This is a genomic window from Polaromonas sp. (genome assembly GCF_030682935.1).
Lineage (GTDB): Bacteria > Pseudomonadota > Gammaproteobacteria > Burkholderiales > Burkholderiaceae_C > Polaromonas.
Map to the genome: position 1 here is coordinate 1 of NZ_JAUXNA010000198.1, position 17,095 is coordinate 17,095.

General features: G+C 65.3%; 15 protein-coding genes and 2 pseudogenes. 7 read left to right on the plus strand and 10 right to left on the minus strand.

Going from position 1 to position 17,095, the window contains the following annotated elements:
* Positions 1-3: 3 nt before the first annotated feature.
* Positions 4-87, plus strand: a pseudogene (locus tag Q8K05_RS08890) (electron transfer flavoprotein subunit beta/FixA family protein); the annotation flags it as partial.
* Positions 88-129: 42 nt separating this feature from the next.
* Here the strand turns inward: Q8K05_RS08890 and Q8K05_RS08895 are convergent.
* The 8 genes and pseudogenes from Q8K05_RS08895 to Q8K05_RS08930 all read right to left on the minus strand — a co-directional run.
* Positions 130-375, minus strand: a pseudogene (locus tag Q8K05_RS08895) (electron transfer flavoprotein subunit beta/FixA family protein); the annotation flags it as partial.
* Positions 376-391: 16 nt separating this feature from the next.
* Positions 392-1,942 carry a class I adenylate-forming enzyme family protein gene (locus tag Q8K05_RS08900; RefSeq protein ID WP_305246271.1) on the minus strand — a complete coding sequence of 517 codons (1,551 nt, stop codon included), beginning with the start codon at positions 1,940-1,942 and terminating at the stop codon, positions 392-394.
* Positions 1,943-2,394: 452 nt separating this feature from the next.
* Complete coding sequence (locus tag Q8K05_RS08905; RefSeq protein WP_305246272.1) at positions 2,395-3,393, minus strand: tripartite tricarboxylate transporter substrate binding protein; 999 nt, start codon at positions 3,391-3,393, stop codon at positions 2,395-2,397.
* A gap of 50 nt (positions 3,394-3,443) precedes the next feature.
* Positions 3,444-4,652 carry a CaiB/BaiF CoA-transferase family protein gene (locus Q8K05_RS08910; protein ID WP_305246273.1) on the minus strand — a complete coding sequence of 403 codons (1,209 nt, stop codon included), beginning with the start codon at positions 4,650-4,652 and terminating at the stop codon, positions 3,444-3,446.
* 87 nt (positions 4,653-4,739) lie between these two features.
* Positions 4,740-5,873 (minus strand): acyl-CoA dehydrogenase family protein, encoded by a 1,134-nt coding sequence (locus tag Q8K05_RS08915; RefSeq protein WP_305246274.1) that lies wholly within the window; start codon positions 5,871-5,873, stop codon positions 4,740-4,742.
* 26 nt (positions 5,874-5,899) lie between these two features.
* Complete coding sequence (locus Q8K05_RS08920; protein WP_305246275.1) at positions 5,900-7,096, minus strand: acyl-CoA dehydrogenase family protein; 1,197 nt, start codon at positions 7,094-7,096, stop codon at positions 5,900-5,902.
* Between the two features lie 19 nt (positions 7,097-7,115).
* On the minus strand, positions 7,116-8,303 hold the full coding sequence (locus tag Q8K05_RS08925) for an acetyl-CoA C-acyltransferase (protein ID WP_305246276.1): 1,188 nt from the start codon (positions 8,301-8,303) through the stop codon (positions 7,116-7,118).
* A 46-nt stretch (positions 8,304-8,349) separates the two neighbouring features.
* Complete coding sequence (locus Q8K05_RS08930; protein WP_305246277.1) at positions 8,350-10,470, minus strand: 3-hydroxyacyl-CoA dehydrogenase NAD-binding domain-containing protein; 2,121 nt, start codon at positions 10,468-10,470, stop codon at positions 8,350-8,352.
* 117 nt (positions 10,471-10,587) lie between these two features.
* Between Q8K05_RS08930 and Q8K05_RS08935 the strand changes: the two genes are divergently transcribed.
* The gene (locus tag Q8K05_RS08935; protein ID WP_305246278.1) at positions 10,588-11,526 is read left to right on the plus strand and encodes a LysR family transcriptional regulator; all 939 of its coding nucleotides are present in this window, start codon (positions 10,588-10,590) and stop codon (positions 11,524-11,526) included.
* Here Q8K05_RS08935 and Q8K05_RS08940 read toward each other — a convergent pair.
* Positions 11,517-11,684: a hypothetical protein gene (locus Q8K05_RS08940; RefSeq protein ID WP_305246279.1), complete on the minus strand. Its 168-nt coding sequence runs from the start codon at positions 11,682-11,684 to the stop codon at positions 11,517-11,519. The two genes, Q8K05_RS08935 and Q8K05_RS08940, sit on opposite strands and share 10 nt — an antisense overlap.
* Between Q8K05_RS08940 and Q8K05_RS08945 the strand changes: the two genes are divergently transcribed.
* From Q8K05_RS08945 to Q8K05_RS08955, 3 genes are all read left to right on the plus strand, one after another.
* Complete coding sequence (locus Q8K05_RS08945) at positions 11,683-12,192, plus strand: Hsp20/alpha crystallin family protein (protein ID WP_305246280.1); 510 nt, start codon at positions 11,683-11,685, stop codon at positions 12,190-12,192. The genes Q8K05_RS08940 and Q8K05_RS08945 overlap by 2 nt on opposite strands.
* An 8-nt stretch (positions 12,193-12,200) precedes the next feature.
* Positions 12,201-12,677: a YbhB/YbcL family Raf kinase inhibitor-like protein gene (locus Q8K05_RS08950; RefSeq protein ID WP_305246281.1), complete on the plus strand. Its 477-nt coding sequence runs from the start codon at positions 12,201-12,203 to the stop codon at positions 12,675-12,677.
* Positions 12,678-12,779: 102 nt separating this feature from the next.
* On the plus strand, positions 12,780-13,637 hold the full coding sequence (locus Q8K05_RS08955; protein WP_305246282.1) for a hypothetical protein: 858 nt from the start codon (positions 12,780-12,782) through the stop codon (positions 13,635-13,637).
* Between the two features lie 45 nt (positions 13,638-13,682).
* Here the strand turns inward: Q8K05_RS08955 and thpR are convergent, their stop codons facing one another.
* Positions 13,683-14,240, minus strand: a complete 558-nt coding sequence (thpR, locus tag Q8K05_RS08960) for an RNA 2',3'-cyclic phosphodiesterase (protein WP_305246283.1) — start codon at positions 14,238-14,240, stop codon at positions 13,683-13,685.
* A gap of 278 nt (positions 14,241-14,518) precedes the next feature.
* Between thpR and Q8K05_RS08965 the strand changes: the two genes are divergently transcribed.
* Both Q8K05_RS08965 and Q8K05_RS08970 read left to right on the plus strand, forming a co-directional pair.
* The gene (locus tag Q8K05_RS08965; protein WP_305246284.1) at positions 14,519-15,721 is read left to right on the plus strand and encodes a cyclopropane-fatty-acyl-phospholipid synthase family protein; all 1,203 of its coding nucleotides are present in this window, start codon (positions 14,519-14,521) and stop codon (positions 15,719-15,721) included.
* Entirely contained in the window at positions 15,711-17,066 is a 1,356-nt protein-coding gene (locus Q8K05_RS08970; protein ID WP_305246285.1) for an FAD-binding oxidoreductase, read from the plus strand. The genes Q8K05_RS08965 and Q8K05_RS08970 overlap by 11 nt, the downstream gene beginning before the upstream one ends.
* Positions 17,067-17,095 lie beyond the last annotated feature (29 nt).

The window sequence follows — 17,095 nt, forward strand, 5'->3', positions numbered from 1 at the left end:
AGCATGAACCCGTTTGACGAAATCGCGGTGGAAGAAGCGGTTCGTCTGAAAGAGAAGGGCGTGGTCACCGAGGTGATCGCCGTCTCTTGCGGCGTCACGCAGTGCCAGGAGACCCTGCGCACCGCCATGGCGATCGGCGCCAATCGCCATGGCGGTGCGCAGGGTCTCCTGGCACTGCAGCACGCCGCAGGACACGGCGATGACCTCAAGCGCCACGCCCTTTTCCTTCAGGCGCACGGCTTCCTCGATGGCGATCTCGTCGAACGGATTCATGCTCATCTTGACGTTGGCGATGTCGACACCGGTGCCGTCTGATTTGACGCGGACTTTCACGTTGTAGTCGACGACGCGCTTGACGGGGACAATGATTTTCATGGCTTCCTTTTCATGATCAGGTTGAAATGCTTAGATGCAGCGCGCGCAGTTCGCGCTTGAGCACTTTGCCAATCGCGCTGCGGGGCAACTCGTCGATGAAATGCAGCGCCGCCAGACGCTGCGTCTTTCCGGCGCTGGCGTTGTACCAGGCCAAGATCTGCGCGGCCTCGTCGATGGCGCCAGGCCGGGGCCGCACAAAGGCGACCGGGGTTTCGCCCCATCGTTCGGAGGGCACGCCCGCCACCGCCACGTCCTCGACGGCCGGGTGCTGGCGCAGCTCGGCCTCCAGGTCGGACGGGTAGATGTTGAAGCCGCCGCTGATGATCATGTCCTTGCGGCGGTCCAGCAGCGTCAGGAATCCTTCGGCATCAAAGCGCCCCACGTCGCCGGTGCGGATGAAGCGCTTGCCCCCGGCGTCAAACCATTCGGCCTCGCGCGTCAGGCCGGGCTGGCGGTGGTAGCCCGTCATCATGCTGGGCGAATGCCCGACCACCTCGCCGGTGGCGCCCAGGGGCAGTTCGCGGCCTTCCTCGTCGATCAGCCGCATGTCGCTGGTGGCGGCGGGCTGGCCCACGGTGTGGAGCTTGTCGGGGTGCTCGTGCGCGACCAGGATGCAGGTGCCGCCGCCTTCGGTCATGCCGTAGAACTCGACCAGGCCGCCCGGCCAGCGCGCGAGCACATCGGCCTTGAGCGCTGCGCTGAACGGTGCACTGGTGCAGAACTTGAACCGGAACGCCGACAGGTCGTGCGCGCCGAACTGCGGCAGCGCCATGATGCGCTGGTATTGGACCGGCACCAGCATGGTGTGCGTCGCACGGCGCTGCTCGGCCAGCTGAAGATAGCGCGCCGCATCGAACCTGGGCATCAGCTGCACGCAGCCGCCAAAGCCCAGCGTGGGAAAGAACACCACCAGCGTGGTGTTCGAATAGAGCGGCGTGGCCAGCAGCGTCCTGCCTTCAGGGCTGTAGCCGTAGGCGCTGCCCCGCTGAACATGCGCCCAGCGCATGCCGTGCGACTGCACGATGCCCTTGGGCGTACCCGTGGTGCCCGACGAATAGATGATGTTGAACGGGGCCTCTGGCGACAAATCGACCGGTTGCGGTTGCGCGCCTTCGGCGGCCAGCCAGTCTTCAAAGCGAATGCCGGCCGAAGCGCCGTCAAGCCAGACGCAGCGGGGCGCCGCCATGTCCTGTGGCACCAGGTCCTGCGCCGCGCTGTCCAGGAACAGCCACTGCGCCCCGGCGTCGTGCAGCATGGACGCCAGGCTTTCCCGGTTGGACGAGGGGGCCAGCGGCGCCACCACCACCCCGGCCCGCAGCGCCCCGAGGAACAGCGCGGCGTACTGCACCGATGAATGAGCGCAAATCGCAATGCTGTCGCCGGGCTGCACACCGTCGCGCTGCAGGGCTGCCGCGATGCGGTCCATGAGGGCATCCAGCTGGGCATAGCTCAGTTCACGCTGGTCGTCGCGCAGGGCAGGTCGTTGCGGCTGTCGCTGCGCATGCTCGCGAATCAGCGCCGCGACGGTGCGAAAACCCGCTTCGGGTGATGACGTGATGGGGTTCATGGGCGCGTCCGGGCAGTTTCAGTTGCGATTGAGTGAATGCGGTTGATTGTCAGGTTATCAAAAATGATAGCTGTATACGTAGGCAGAATGAGCGCTAGAAGCATTTTTCATTACTTTTTTGTAACGACTCAGGGTGCCACCTGTTCCCGAGTCCGCACGGCTCCTTCCCCCGCTGGGGGAAGGCTGGGATGGGGGCTGGCGGAAGTGGCCGGGCAGCCGAAATTCGATTCGTGGCTGGCTCTGGCAAGACCGTCTGAACACCATGTATGAATGCTCCTTGCGAAAGCCCCCATCCCGACCTTCCCCCAAAGACGGGAAGGAGAAAATCGGGGAGGCTGAGTAGTTGCATTTTTTACTGAAGGATGAGCATCCCGTTTGCCGGCCTGCACCTGCACCTGCACTTGCACTTGCACTTGCACTTGCACTTGCGGTCGCCTGGCGGCGTGGATCCGTTATTGGTTCGTGATGCCCTTGTCGCGGATCACCTTGCCCCACTTGGTGTAGTCCTGCTGCACGCGGGTGGCCATCTGGTCGGCGGTCTGGTAGTTGGCGATGGCGCCGGCGTTGAGCAGCTTGTCCTGCGTGTCTTTTTCGGCCAGGATGGCCTTGACCTCGGCGCTGATGCGGTCGACCACGTCCTTGGGCGTGCCCGCAGGGGCCATCAGGCCGCCCCAAGACACGGCATCAAAGCCCTTGAAGCCTTGCTCGGCAATGGTTTTGACATCGGGGATCACGCCCACGCGCTGGGGCGAACCCACTGCAATGGCGCGCAGACCGCCTGACTGGATGTGCGGCAAGGCGGCCACCAGGTCGGCGTACATCATGGGCACCTGGCCGCCCAGGGTGTCGGTAATGGCCGGCACACCGCCCCGGTAAGGCACATGCTGCATGTCGAACTGGCCCATCTGCTTGAGCAGCTCCATGCTCAGGTGGCCGAAGCTGCCGACGCCTGAGCTGGTGTAGTTGAGGCGGCCGGGCTGCGCCTTGGCATGGGTCACGAGCTTTTGCAGGTCGGTCACGGTGGGCATCAGCGACGGGTTGACCACCACCACGATGGGCAGGTCGTACACCGTGGCAATCGAGGTGAAGTCCTTCACGCTGTCGTAGCCCGTGGTCTTGTACAGGTGCGGTGCCAGCAGGGTCGGCGTGGCCAGCATCATGAGGGTGTAGCCGTCAGCCGGTGACTTGGCCACCTGCGCTGCCGCAATCGCCCCCGATGCGCCGGCCTTGTTCTCCACGATGACAGGCTGCTTGAGGCGCAAGGCCAGTTTCTGGCCAATGATGCGCGAGGCGGTGTCGGTCGGGCCGCCGGCCGGGAACGGCACGATCAGCTTGATGGTCTTGCTGGGCCAGGCTTGCGCGAAGGCGCTGCCTGCCAGCACGGGCAGGGCCAGGGCCAGCAGGACGCGGCGGGTCAGGCCGGACAGCTTGAAAGAAATAGGGTTGGACATGGGTTCTCCTGGGTAGCTTGAACGAAAAAAATGGAAATGCGGCGGCGCTTTCAGAGCACGCCAAGCGCCTTGAGCTCGGCCAGGCGCTCGTCGCCCAGGCCCAGCAGGCTCGATAGAACTTCGCGGGTGCCTTCGCCCAGTTCGGGCGGTGCGCGGCGCACCGGCAGGCGCTCGCCATCGAGCCGGTAGGGGGGCGCCATCACATGCGTGCTGCCGGCCACCGGATGGGGCTGCTCGGTCACCAGCCCGCCGCGCACGGCGCGCTCGGAGGTCAGGGCTTCGTACAGGCCCAGCACTTCGCCGCACGGAATGCCGGCCGCCTTGAGGCGTTGCAGCAGCAGCTGGCGCGAGCGGCTGCCCAGCTCGCGCAGGATCTCCGACATCAGGGCCTGGCGGTTGGCGCCGCGCCCCAGGTTGGTCTTGAAGCGCTCGTCATCGGCCAGGTCGGGGCGGTCGATCACCTCGCGGCAAAAGCGCTCAAACTGGGCGTTGTTGCCCACGGTGATGACCAGCGGGCCGTCTTCGGCATTGAACACGCCATAGGGCACGATGGACGGATGCGCATTGCCGTAGCGCGGCGGGTCTTTCTGCATCAGCATGGCTTCCAGCCCGTAGTAGGCTGTGATCATGAGGCCGCAGTCGAACAGCGCCATCTCGACATGGCGCCCGCGCCCGGTCTTTTGGCGCTGGAACAAGGCCGCCAGGATGGCCTGGGCCGAATACATGCCGGTGAACATGTCCACCGCTGCCACGCCGAACTTCAGCGGCGGCTGATCGGCCTCGCCGTTGATCGCCATCAGGCCGGCTTCGCCTTGCACCACCAGGTCGTAGCCGGGACGCGCGGCCTCGGGTCCGCTGCGGTCATAGCCCGTGATCGAGCAGTAAACGATGTCGGGCCGCACGGCCTTGATCTGCTCGTAACCCAGGCCCATTTTCTCGGCGCCGCCGAACTTGAAGTTCTGGATCACCACGTCGCACTGCCGCGCCAGGTCCAGCACGATCTGCACCGCCTCGGGCTTTTGCAGGTCCAGCGTGATGGAGCGCTTGTTGCGGTTCATGCTGTTGAAGTAGGCGGTTTCGGTTTTGCCCACGCGCAAGCCCCAGTCGCGCGTGTCGTCGCCGCGTCCCGGGTGCTCGACCTTGATGACCTCGGCGCCAAAGTCGCCCAGCACCATGCCGCACATGGGGCCGGCCAGCACGCGGGAAAGATCGAGGACGCGGATGCCTGCCAGCGGCAGCGAGGGGTTTATGTCTGACATGACGGGTTCATTTTCAAAATAGTCGGGAGCGCCAGGCGTCCTGGCACGGCGCCTTCGCGGCGCGACAGCAGCGGCCCGTTCATGGCCTCAGGCCTGGCCCAGCGCGATGAAGCGCGCCAAGTGGTGGTCCTCGTCGCCGAGCTGGTGGTCGATCATGACCAGGCGCTTGGCGTAGTGGGGCATGGGCAGCTCCCAAGTCATGCCGATGCCGCCGTGCAGCTGGATGCATTCTTCGGCCACCAGCGTGCCTATGCGGCCGATGCTGTATTTGGCGGCCGACAAGGCGCGCTCGCGCGTGCTTCGGTCGGCCTGCAGTGCGGCGGCGGCATTGATCACGGCCGAGCGGGCCTGCTCGATCTCCAGCAGCACATCGGCCATGCGGTGCTGCAGGGCCTGGAAGCTGCCGATGGCCTTGCCGAACTGCTTGCGCGTTTGCAGGTACTCGATGGTCTGCTTCTTGGCCACTTCCATCGCGCCCAGGGACTCGGCGCACAGCGCCAGGATGCCACGGCCCACGGCATGCTCCAGCGTGGTCAGGCCCTGGCCTTCGGTGCCTAGCAGGGCCGAGGCGGGCACGCGCACTTGCGTGAAGGTGATTTCAGCGGCACGGGTGCCGTCGATGTTGGGGTAGGCGCGCAGGCTCACCCCGGCCGTGTCGGCGGGCAGCACAAACAGCGAGATGCCGTCCTCGCTGGCCACGTCGCCGCTGCTGCGGGCGGACACGATCACGGTCTGCGCCTGGTCGCCCAGGGCCACCACCGCCTTGGCACCGTCGATCACATAGTGGTCGCCGCTGCGGGTGGCGCGGGTGCTGACGCGGTGGAGCGCGTAATGCGCGTCGGCTTCTTCATGGGCCAGCGTGGCAATGTGGTTGCCATCGATGAGGCTGGCCAGCAGCGCTTGCTGGGCGTCGTTGCCGGCGTGGGCCAGGGCGCTGCCCGCCAGCACGGCGCTGGCCAGGAAGGGTTCCACCACCAAGCCACGGCCCAGGGATTCGAACACCACGGCGATGTCAAAGCCATCGCCGCCAAAGCCGCCTTGCGCTTCGGTAAACAGGGCGCCGATCACGCCCAGCTCGGCAAACTTGGCCCATTGCACGGGGCTGTACCCGAGCTTGGATTTGCTGATCTTGTGACGGGTCTCGATGTTGTACTGCTCGGCCACGTAGCGGTCGAGCGAGTCCGCCAGCATCCGGCGGTCTTCGGTGTGGGTGAAGTTCATGGTGGGGTCCTCGTCAGGCCGGTGCTTTACAGGCCCAGGATCATCTTGGAGATGATGTTCTTCTGGATTTCATTGGAGCCGCCGAAAATCGACAGCTTGCGGTTGTTGAAGTACTGGGCCGCGGCAAAGGCCGCCTCTTGCGGGCCCACGCTGGCCTGGTCGTAGCCTTCCTGCAGTGCTTCCTCGATAAAGGGCAGGGCGTAGGGGCCCATGGCGCGGCGGGTCAGGGCGGTCAGTTCCTGGCGGATCTCGGTGCCGCGGATCTTGAGCATGGAGCTTTCAGCGCCCGGTGCGCCGCCCCCTGCCACGGCCGTGATCACGCGCATGTTGGTGGTCTTCATGTTTTCCAGGTCGATCTCGACCCGGGCCAGGCGCGCCGCGAACAGCGGGTCCCGCGCCAGGGGCTGGCCGTTCTTCAGGGTCCTGGCCGCGATCACCTTGAGGCGTGCCAGCGCGGCATCGGAAAATCCCACGCCGGCGATGTTGGTGCGCTCGTAGGTCAGCAGGTACTTGGCACAGGTCCAACCCTTGTTCTCCTGGCCCACCAGGTTGCCGGCCGGCACCTTCACGTCGGTAAAGAAGACCTCGTTGACCTCGTGCTCGCCATCCAGCGTGATGATGGGGCGCACGTCCACGCCTGGGGTGGTCATGTCGATGAGCAGGAAGCTGATGCCTTCTTGCGGCTTGACGTCGCGGTCTGTGCGCACCAGGCAAAAGATCATGTTGGCGTGCTGACCCAGCGTCGTCCAGGTCTTTTGGCCGTTGACGATGTAGTGGTCGCCGCTGCGCACCGCGCTGGTCTTGACCGACGCCAGGTCGGAGCCGGCGCCCGGCTCCGAGTAGCCCTGGCACCACCAGTCGGCACCGCTGAGGATGCGCGGCAGCCAGTGCTGCTTCTGGGCGTCGTTGCCGTACTTGATCAGCACCGGGCCCAGCATGTTGACCCCGAAGGGAATGGTGCGGGGGGCATAGGCCAGGGCGCACTCGTGTTCGAAGATGAACTTCTGCACGGTGTTCCAGCCCGGTCCGCCGTACTGCTCGGGCCAGTGGCTGGCCAGCCAGCCCTGGGCGTTGAGCAGCGCATGCCAGGCTTGCAGATCGACCTTGCCCAGGTGCTTGCCTTCGCGCACCTTGGCGGTCAGTGGGGCCGGCACCTGGTCGGTCAGGAAACGCTGCACTTCGGCGCGGAACGCCTGTTCTTCGGGGGTAAAACTCAGGTCCATGGCGATGTCTCAGTCTCTTTCAGAAAATTTCAAACAGGCCGGCGGCACCCATGCCGCCAGCAATGCACATGGTCACGACCGCGTACCTGGCCTTGCGGCGACGGCCTTCCAGCAGCACATGGCCGACCAGGCGCGCGCCGGTCATGCCAAACGGGTGGCCTATCGACACGGCGCCGCCGTTGACGTTCAGGCGCTCGTCGGGGATGCCCAGCGTTTGCTGGCAGTAGATCGCCTGCGAGGCAAAGGCTTCGTTGAGCTCCCACAGGTCGATGTCGTCCACCGTCAAGCCATGGCGGGCCAACAGCTTGGGCACGGCGAACACCGGGCCAATGCCCATTTCATCGGGCTCGCAGCCGGCCACGGCCATGCCGCGAAAGGCGCCCAGGGCTTGCAGGCCCAGGCGCGCTGCTTCCCTGGCTTCCATCAGCACGCAGGCCGAGGCGCCGTCGGACAGTTGCGAGGCGTTGCCGGCGGTGATGAACTGGCCGGCGCCGCGCACGGGCGCCAGCTTGGCCAGGGACTCGTAGGTGGTGCCGGCGCGGTTGCAGGTGTCGTGGTCAATCGTCACGTCCTGGTGCGTGACTTCCTGGGTTTCCTTGTTCGTGACCGCCATGGTGGTGGTCACGGAGATGATCTCGTCCTTGTAGCGGCCGGCAGCCTGCGCTTCGGCGGTTTTGCGCTGGCTCTCGACCGAGAAGCGGTCTTGCGCCTCGCGGCTGATGCCATAGCGACTGGCCACGATGTCGGCGGTCTCGATCATCGCCATGTACAGAGCGGGTTTGTGTTCGTTGATCCAGGGGTCGATGCCGGTGTCGACGCCGCCGCCTTCACTGCGGCGAATGCCGGAGATGCTTTCCACGCCGCCGGCGATCATGGCCGGGGCGCCGTCCACGATGATGCGGCCCGCGGCCATGGCCACCGCCTGAAGGCCCGAGGCGCAGAAGCGGCTGACCGTGGCGCCCGCGATGCTCAGGGGCAGGCCGGCGCGGATCACGCTGGCGCGTCCAGTGTTGCGGCCAGTGCGCCCTTCCGGGTAGCCGCAGCCGAGGATGGCGTCCTCGATCAGGCCGGGGTCTATGCCGGCGCGCTCGACGGCGGCCTTGACGGCGAACGAGGCCAGGGTGGCGCCACTGACCGCGTTGAACTCGCCCCGGTGGGACTTGGTCAGGGGGGTGCGGGCGGTGGATACGATGACGGCTTCACGCATGGTGGGGTCTCCTGATGATGAACATTGCGGCTTGATGACGGCTTGATTACGGCTGGTTGAGGCTGTCGAAGTTCCGGCCTTCTTCAATCAGCCTGAGTAGCAGCGCGGCGGGTTGCCAAAACAGCGGGTCTTCCCGGGCGAACTCCTGGATGTCGGCCAAAATTTTGGGCAGGCCGACCATGTCGGCGTGCTTCATGGGGCCACCGCGAAAGCGCGGGAAGCCGTAGCCATGCACCAGCGTCACGTCCACATCCAGCGGACGCAGCGCAATGCCTTCGGCCACGACCTTGGCGCCCTCGTTGACCATGGCGGCCAGGTAGCGGCGCATGATCTCCTCGTTGCTGAAGGTGCGCGGCGTGGTGCCGGTGCGCTGGCGCTCGGCGTCGATGATGGCCAGCACCTCGTCGTCCGGCATGCCGGTACGCGAGCCCTCTGGGTAACGGTAATAGCCCTGGCCGGTCTTCTGGCCAAACCAGCCGCGCTCGCAGAGGCGGTCGGCAATCTGCACGTAGCGCGCCTCGGGGTTGCGCGTGGCGGCCTTGCGCTTGCGCGTGGCCCAGCCAATATCGCCGCCGGCAAGGTCCGCAACCTGGAACGGCCCCATGGGATAGCCGAATTCCCGCGCGGCGGCGTCGATCTGGTAGGGCGAGGCGCCGTCTTCCAGCAGGTGGTCGGCGGTGGCGCGGTACACGGCCAGCATGCGGTTGCCGATGAAGCCGTCGCACACGCCGGCGCGCACGGGCACTTTCTTGAGCTTTTTGGCCAGGTCAAACGCAGTGGCCACCACATCGGCGCTGACCTGGGCGGGCACCACGATCTCCAGCAGCTTCATGATGTTGGCCGGCGAAAAGAAGTGCAGGCCCACCACGTCTTGCGGGCGCGACACGCTGGCCGCAATTTCATCGATGTCCAGGTACGAGGTGTTGGTGGCCAGCACGGCGCCGGGCTTGCACACCCGGTCCAGTTCAACGAACACCGCCTTCTTGACGCCCATTTCCTCAAAGACGGCCTCGATCACCAAGTCCGCCTGGGCCAGCGCGTCATACGAGGTGCTGCCGCTGAAGCGGGCCATCACGGCGGCCTTGGCGTCGGGCGTCATGCGGCCCTTGGCCACGAGACCGTCATACACCTTCTCGACGTTGGCACGGCCGCGGGCGATGGAGGCGTCGTCGCGCTCGACCATGGTCACGGGCAGCCCGGCGTTGAGTACGGCCACCGCAATGCCGGCGCCCATGGTGCCGCCGCCAATCACGCCCACGCTGGCGATGGCGCGCGGTTTGGCGTTGCGCGTCTCGGGCGACTTGGCCACCTCGCGTTCGGCAAAGAAAGCATGGATCAGGCCGGCACGCTGCGGGCTGCCAAGGCACGCTAGGAACAGCTGGCGCTCCAGCGCCACGGCCTCGTCAAAAGGCAGGTTCAGGGCGCCCTGCACGGCCTCGATGATCTTGAGCGGCGAGAACAGGCCGGGCGTCTTTTGGGCCGTGTCGGCCTTCAGCGCCTCCAGCGCGGCCTGGCTGGCGGCCTTGTCGGCCAGGGCCGCGTCTGCCGCACGGGTGGGGCGCACACCGGCGCCGCTGGCGATAAGCTCGTCGGCATAGGCCAGGCCCGCAGCCAGCACGTCGGTGCCTTCGCCCAGCCGGTCGACCAGCCCGAGGGCCAGGGCTTCCCTGGCGCCCAGGTGGCGGCCGCTGAGCATCATTTCCAGCGCAGGCTTCACACCCATCAGGCGCGGTGCGCGCTGTGTTCCGCCGGCGCCGGGCAGCAGGCCCAGCAGCACTTCGGGCAGGCCCAGCATGGCATCCGGCATGGCCAGGCGGTAGTGGGCCGACAGGGCCACTTCCAAGCCGCCGCCCAGCGCCGGGCCGTGGATCGCCACCACCACGGGCTTGCTGCAGGCTTCGATGCGGCTGCACACCTCGGGCAGCGAGGGCGCCATCGGCGGCTTGCCGAATTCACGGATGTCCGCCCCGGCGATGAAGGCCCGGCCCGCACCCACGATCAGCACCGCGGCCACGCCTGCATCGGCATCGGCCTCTTGCGCGGCGGCCAGCAGGCCACGGCGCACGTCCACGCTGAGCGCGTTGACAGGGGGGTGGTCGATGGTCACCAGCAGCACGCTCCCGTGGCGTGTGGTGTTGACGACGGAAGTGGCAGCTTCAGTGCGCATGCGCGTGTCTCCAGTTTCGTTGGATGGAAATTGATTCAACGCATTGTCACTGTGTAAAACTATATTGACAATTACATAAACAATTGACAGACTGTCAAATATTTTTTTACAAATACCATGGATCTCGCCTCGCTAACCCTGTTGGTCGACATCATTGACGCCGGCAACCTGAGCCAGGCCGCACGCAAGCTCAAGATGACGCGCGCTAACGTCAGCTACCACCTCAAGCAGCTTGAAAAGTCCGTAGGCGTGCAGCTGGTGCGTCGCACCACGCGACGCGTCGAACCGACCGAGGTCGGCCTGCGCCTGTACGCGCATGGCCGCAGCATCCAGAATGAAATGCAGGCCGCCCGCGAAACCATCACCACGCTGGGCCAGGGCCTGCAGGGCCGCGTGGGCTTGAGCGTGCCCAGCGGCTATGGGCAGATGGTGATGTCCGACTGGCTGATCGAGTTCAAGCGCCAGTACCCCGGCATCGTGCTCGACGTATTGTTTGAAAACCGGGCCGACAACCTGCGGGACGAGGTGGACATCTCCATCCGCGTGATGCCCGAGCCGCCGCCCGCCCTGGTTGCGCGTGAACTGGGCAGCGTGCGTTACCTGGCCTGCGCGTCACGCGCGTTTGCGCAGCAGCATGGCCTGCCCACCGCGTTGGATCAGCTGCGCAGCACGCCGCTGATCACCTCGGGCGTGGTGGGCCAGCAGCTGCGGCTGCGCGCCTACCGGGGCGACGAACGCCACGAGGTCACGCTCGAACCCACGCTGATTTCCGAGCACTTTCCGTTCCTGCGCCAGGGGATTCTGGCTGGCCTGGGCCTGGGCCTGGTGCCCGACTATGTGGTGATGGACGCGATTGAATCCGGCGAGGTGCTGACCACCTTGGACGACTACCGCCTGAGCATTTTCGGCACGCGCATGTACCTGCTGTACATGCCCAACCGGCACCAGACACGCGCCGTGCGCACCTGCATCGAGTTTTTGTTGGGCAAGGCACGCGCAGAACAACATGGCCAGGAGGGTGTTCCGGCAGACTTGATCGCCACCGATCAGCTGTAGTTGTGGTTGTAGTGCTTGAGAAATATCAAGCCGCTATTTGCCGGGCGTCCTACATTGGGCTTCTGCCAACGCTGCCGTCTGTCCGATCGCAACGCCATGTGTGTTTCCGGTTCGCGGCGGCGTAGGGCGTAAAAACTTATTTTCAGAAAGCTGACCATGCTGAACTCCTTGAAACAGGCGGGAAAAGACATCGGCCGCGAGATCAATCGCGCATGGGAAAACCTGTCGGAAGGGTGGCGCGAACTGCTCAGCCGCGGCAGCGAGTCCCTCACGCATTTTGTCCGTCGCAAGGATGCAAGCGAGGAAGACAGCGAGGCCTTGGCCACTTTGCCGCGCTGGAGCCTGTTGGCCGGGGAAGTGGAAGAAACCCCGGCTGACATCGTGGTGCGCGTCGAAGTTCCTGGCATGAACAAGGAAGATTGCAGCATCACCATTGAGGGCAATGTGCTTCATCTGAGCGGTGAAAAGCATTTTGAACGCGAAACGCACGAGAGCACCTACCATGTCATGGAGCGCGCCTACGGCGCCTTTCAGCGCGCCATTCCCTTGCCGCGCAATGTGAACATCGACAAGGCCGAAGCGCACTACAAAAATGGTGTGCTGACGGTGCGCTTGCCCAAGGAGGGCAGCGGCAAGGCCAAGGCAAAAGCCATTCAGGTGTCCTGAGCCAGGCCATGTCGCTGATCCTCACCTCCGCAGCGTTTGAGCACCATGGCCTGATCCCTGTCAGGCATACCTGTGATGGTGATGATGTTTCGCCACCGCTGTCGTGGGCTGGCATGCCTGCCGGCGCGCAAAGCCTGGTCCTGATCGTCGATGACCCGGACGCGCCGGACCCCGAAGCGCCAAAAATGACCTGGGTGCACTGGATGCTGTACAACCTGCCACCGCATTCCCTTGGTCTGACTGAGGGCGTCGCCGCCAGGGAACTTCCGGCGGGAACGCTGCAGGGGGTGAACGACTGGGGGCGCACCGGCTACGGCGGGCCGTGCCCGCCGGTGGGCAGGCATCGCTATTTTCACAAGCTTTTCGCCCTGGATACCCGGCTTCCCGAGTTGAGCCATCCAGGCAAAGCCGCGCTTGAGAAGGTCATGCAGGGCCATATTCTTGCGCATGCCGAGTTGGTGGGCCTGTACCAGCGCAGACGCTAGCCGCCTGAAGGAAGGGCACATCAACCGGGAACGTCGGCTGCATGAGAACGTGCGCGCGCGTTCGCCGCAGCGCTTGCAAAAATAAAAAGAAGTGGAGAGACGATGGGGAAATTACAGGTGGCGGTAATCGGTCTGGGCCGTTTGGGTTTGGCATGTGCCGAGGCTCTGATCGACGAGAGTGAACTTGCGCTGGCGGGTGTGGTACGCCAGCCCGGTGCGCCCGCTGCCTTGCCTGGCCGCCTGCGGCTGTATCCTGTCGCTTCGCATGTGAGGGAACTCGAGGGGGTTCGTGCCGCACTGGTGTGCGTGCCGGCTTACGCCGTGCTGGGTGTGGCACGCGAACTCCTGCAGGCCCGCATTCCCGTCGTGGAGTGCGCCTGTTTCGAAGGCCAGGCCCTGGAGGCACACCATGCCGCGCTGGGCGAAGCTGCCGACAATCATCATGTGGCGGCAGTGGTGGGTGCCGGCTGGGATCCGGGCGTCCTGCCCCTGCTGCGCAGCGCCTTCGAGATGCTGATTCCCCGCGGGAGCACCGCGCTTCACCGCCACCCCGGCCTGCACCTGCACCACAGCGCGGTCGTGGCGGGACTCCGTGGCGTCAAGGGCGCGCTGACCGGTGAATACCGGGGCGACAACGGTGCGTCGCAACACTACGTGTATGTCGAACTTGAGACCGGCGCCGAACTGGCGCAGGTGCAGGCGGCCATCGCGGCCGATCCGCTGTTTGCCGGTGAAGTCACCCAGGTGTTTCAGGTGGCCCATCTGTCCGAACTGGAGGGCGAGGACGGGCTCGGCGTGGTGCTGGAGCGACGCGGCCATGCCGCCCACGGCCCGCACCAGAGTCTGTTGCTTGAAGCCCGCTTTGATACCACCGCCTTCTCGGCGCGTGTCATGCTTGACGCCGCGCGCAAGCTTCCCGGCTTGGGCCGGGGCGCGCACCCTTACGCCCTGGGGCTCTGAGCCTCATGCTGCAAGCCGGTGCCGCGCAGTGAACGCGCTTCAGGTTCAGCCGTAAGCCTGCACCACCCGGTACGCCCCGGACGGTGTCGCCTGTGATTCCACCAGTACGTAGCCGTTGACGGGCCAGCGCAGCGGCGGACCATTCGGCGCAGGCAAGGGCGCCGTGGTTCGCCGCGCCAGGGTGAGGTGCGGCTGAAACGGGCGTTCATCCACGGGCAGTTCCAGGCCTTGCAGCGCCTCGCCCAGCGCCTCGTGCAACTGGGTCAATTGCGGCGCAATCGTGTCGGGCACCGCCACGCGCAAACCATGCGGCCATTGCTCGCAGTGGTTAAAGCTGAGCTCAAACGGTTGAAACGGCACGCGCAGCGCCGACACCAGCGCGGGCACCTGCTGCCGCGGCAGATTGCCCAAAAAGTGCAGTGTCAGGTGCACCCTTTGCGGCGTCACTACACGGGCGCGCGGGCCGGTGGTGCAGACGCCGCACTGCGCGTGCAGCGCGCTGGCGAAAGCGGCCCCCGGCCACAGGGCGATGAACAGGCGAGCGGTCTCGCCGTGGTCATTGGTGCCCTGTTCGGTTTGATTTGCTGGTGAGCCGATAGCCATGGAAAACCCAGTATTTCAATATGCCGATTTGGCCTCTCTGGCACCTTGATGTTTCTCAAGACGAGTGATGTGGCTTTGGCCGCATGAGGAGCGCCCGCACGCCCTGCTGAAGCTGGTTTCCCCTGATCCAACCTTTAGTGGGTTGATCTTGCGCAAGCCTGGTCGCGGGCGAACAGGTTCAATCCATACAGGGAAGCGCAGCGCCCTACGTGTGCACCAGATGGATAGGCGTGAAGCGCATGCACCCCCCCATGGAAGGATGCCGCATGCTTTTCCCCATGAAGAATATAGTCGACACGCTGCAGGCCCGTACCGGCGTGCCGTTTGCCATCGGGCTGCCCGATGGCAGCTACTACCGCGCCGGCTTGGGCGAGCCGGCGTTTACGCTCATGTTCCGCACCGACGCCGCGCTGCTGCAGGTCTTCACGCGCGGGCACATCGGTCTGCTGGAGTCGTACTTCGACCAGAGCGTTGACGTCGAGGGCGATTTTGGCGCTGCACTGGCCGCCGGAATGCTCAGTGGCCTCGATACGCGCGGCAAGACCCTGAACAATGTCGAGAACGGCATTCACGAACTGCGTTATTCAAACGACAGCATGGCGCAAGCCAAAGCCAATGCCCGTGCGCACTACGGGCTGGGGGACGCGTTTTATCGCCTGTGGCTCGACGATCCGCTGATGATGTACACCTGCGGCTACTGGCCCGAAGGCACGCAGACGCTGGAGCAGGCGCAGCAGCGCAAGATCGACCATGTCTGCCGCAAGATCCAGCTCTCGCGCGGCGAGCGCTTTGTCGACATTGGCTGCGGCTTTGGCGGTTTTTTGTTCCGGGCCTGGGAGACGCGGGGCGCGATCGGTACCGGCATCAACACCACGACCGAGCAGGTGGACTGGTTGCGCGGTGAAATCACGCGCCGGGGACTGGACGGGAAACTCAGCGTCCGGGAGGCCGACTTTCGCGAGGCGGATGATCCCTATGACAAGGTGGTGTCGATCGGCGTGCTTGAACATGCCGGGCGTGACCAGCTGGCCGCCGTGGTCCAGGCGCATGCCGACCTGCTCAAGCCCGGTGGGCTGGGCATGCTGCATTTCATTGGCCATGTCGGGCCGCGCGAGACCGACCTGTTCATCCGCAAGCATGTCTTTCCTGGCGGCTGGATTCCCGGCTTGTCCGAGGTGATCGTCGAGATGGAGCGCTGCGGTCTGGAGGTGCTTGACATCGAGAACCTGCGCCGCCATTACGCCTTGACGCTGGACGAATGGGCGCGGCGCTTTGAGCAGCAATGGTCGGCGATCCAGGCCCTGGACCCGCAGCGCTTTGACGAGCGCTTTCACCGGGTCTGGCGCACCTACCTGGTGGGCTGCGCCGAGATGTTCCGCTCCCCTGCGGGCTACACCCACTTGTTCCAGATCGTCTTTAGCAAGGGCAACGTGACCCGCACCAGTTACCCGATGAGCCGGGCGCACTTGTATGACGCCTGACCGCTTGGCCCACGACCGGCGCCGGGCCGAACTGGCCGCCGCCGTGCGCGCTGGCGCGGCCGGCAGCGCGGCGCCGCTCGGTCTGGGCAAGCGCAACTCCAACCTGTTTCGCGACCGCCACGAGGGCGCCAAGCAGCGGCTGGACCTGAGCGGCTTTTGCCATGTGCTGGACATCGACACCGCTGGTGGCTGGGTCGATGTGGAAGGGCTGACGACCTACGAAGCGCTGGTGGCGCAAACGCTGCCGCAGGGCGTCATGCCGGCGGTGGTGCCGCAGCTCAAAACCATCACCGTGGGCGGCGCGGCGGCTGGCGTCGGCATCGAGGCCACCTCGTTCCGGTGCGGCCTGGTGCATGACACCCTGCTGGAACTCGACGTGTTGCTGCCGGGCGGCGAGGTGGTGCACTGCACGCCCGACAACGCCCACCGCGACCTGTTTTTCGGGTTTGCCAACTCCTACGGTACGCTGGGCTATGCGCTGCGCCTGCGCTTGCGCACCTTGCCGGTCAAGCCCTACGTCAGGGTGGAGCATGTGCGGCACGAATTGCCCGGTCGATTTTTTGGTGACCTTGTCACGCATAGCCAGGGCAGCGCCGACTTTGTCGATGGCGTGGTATTCGGGCCGCAGCAGCAGGTCATCAACCGGGCCAGTTTCGTGGATGCCGCACCCTGGCTCAGTGACTACAGCTTCAAGCACATTTACTACCGCTCCCTGCTGGACAAGCCGGTCGACTACCTGACGGTGCAGGACTATATCTGGCGCTGGGACACCGACTGGTTCTGGTGCTCGAAAAACCTGTATGCGCAGCATCCACTGGTGCGCCGCCTGCTCGGAAAAAACAGGCTCAATTCGCGCACCTACACCCGCGTCATGCGCTGGAACGCCCGCTGGGGCCTGACGCGCCGCCTGGCCCGCTGGCGCGGCCGCTTTACCGAATCGGTGATCCAGGACATTGACATCCCGATCGCCAGCGCGTCCGAATTCCTGGCCTTTCTGCTGCGCGAAATCGGTATCCTGCCGATCTGGATCTGCCCGGTGCGCGGGCCTGCGCCGGGCGCGCAGTTCGCGCTGTACCCCTTGGTGCCCGACAGCCTGTATGTGAACTTCGGTTTCTGGGACGTCGTCGAGAGCGCCGTTGCCTACGAGACTGGCCATTTCAACCGGCTGGTCGAGCGCGAAGTGATGCGCCTGGGCGGCATCAAGTCGCTTTACTCGGACAGCTTTTTTACCCCCGACGAGTTTGCGCAGACCTACGCCATGGAACGCTACCAGGTCCTGAAGGCCAGGTACGACCCGGCCGGGCGCATGCTCGGGCTTTACGAAAAATGTGTTCTACGAGCCTGATCCAGGAAAACCGTTGCAAGGAGGTGCAG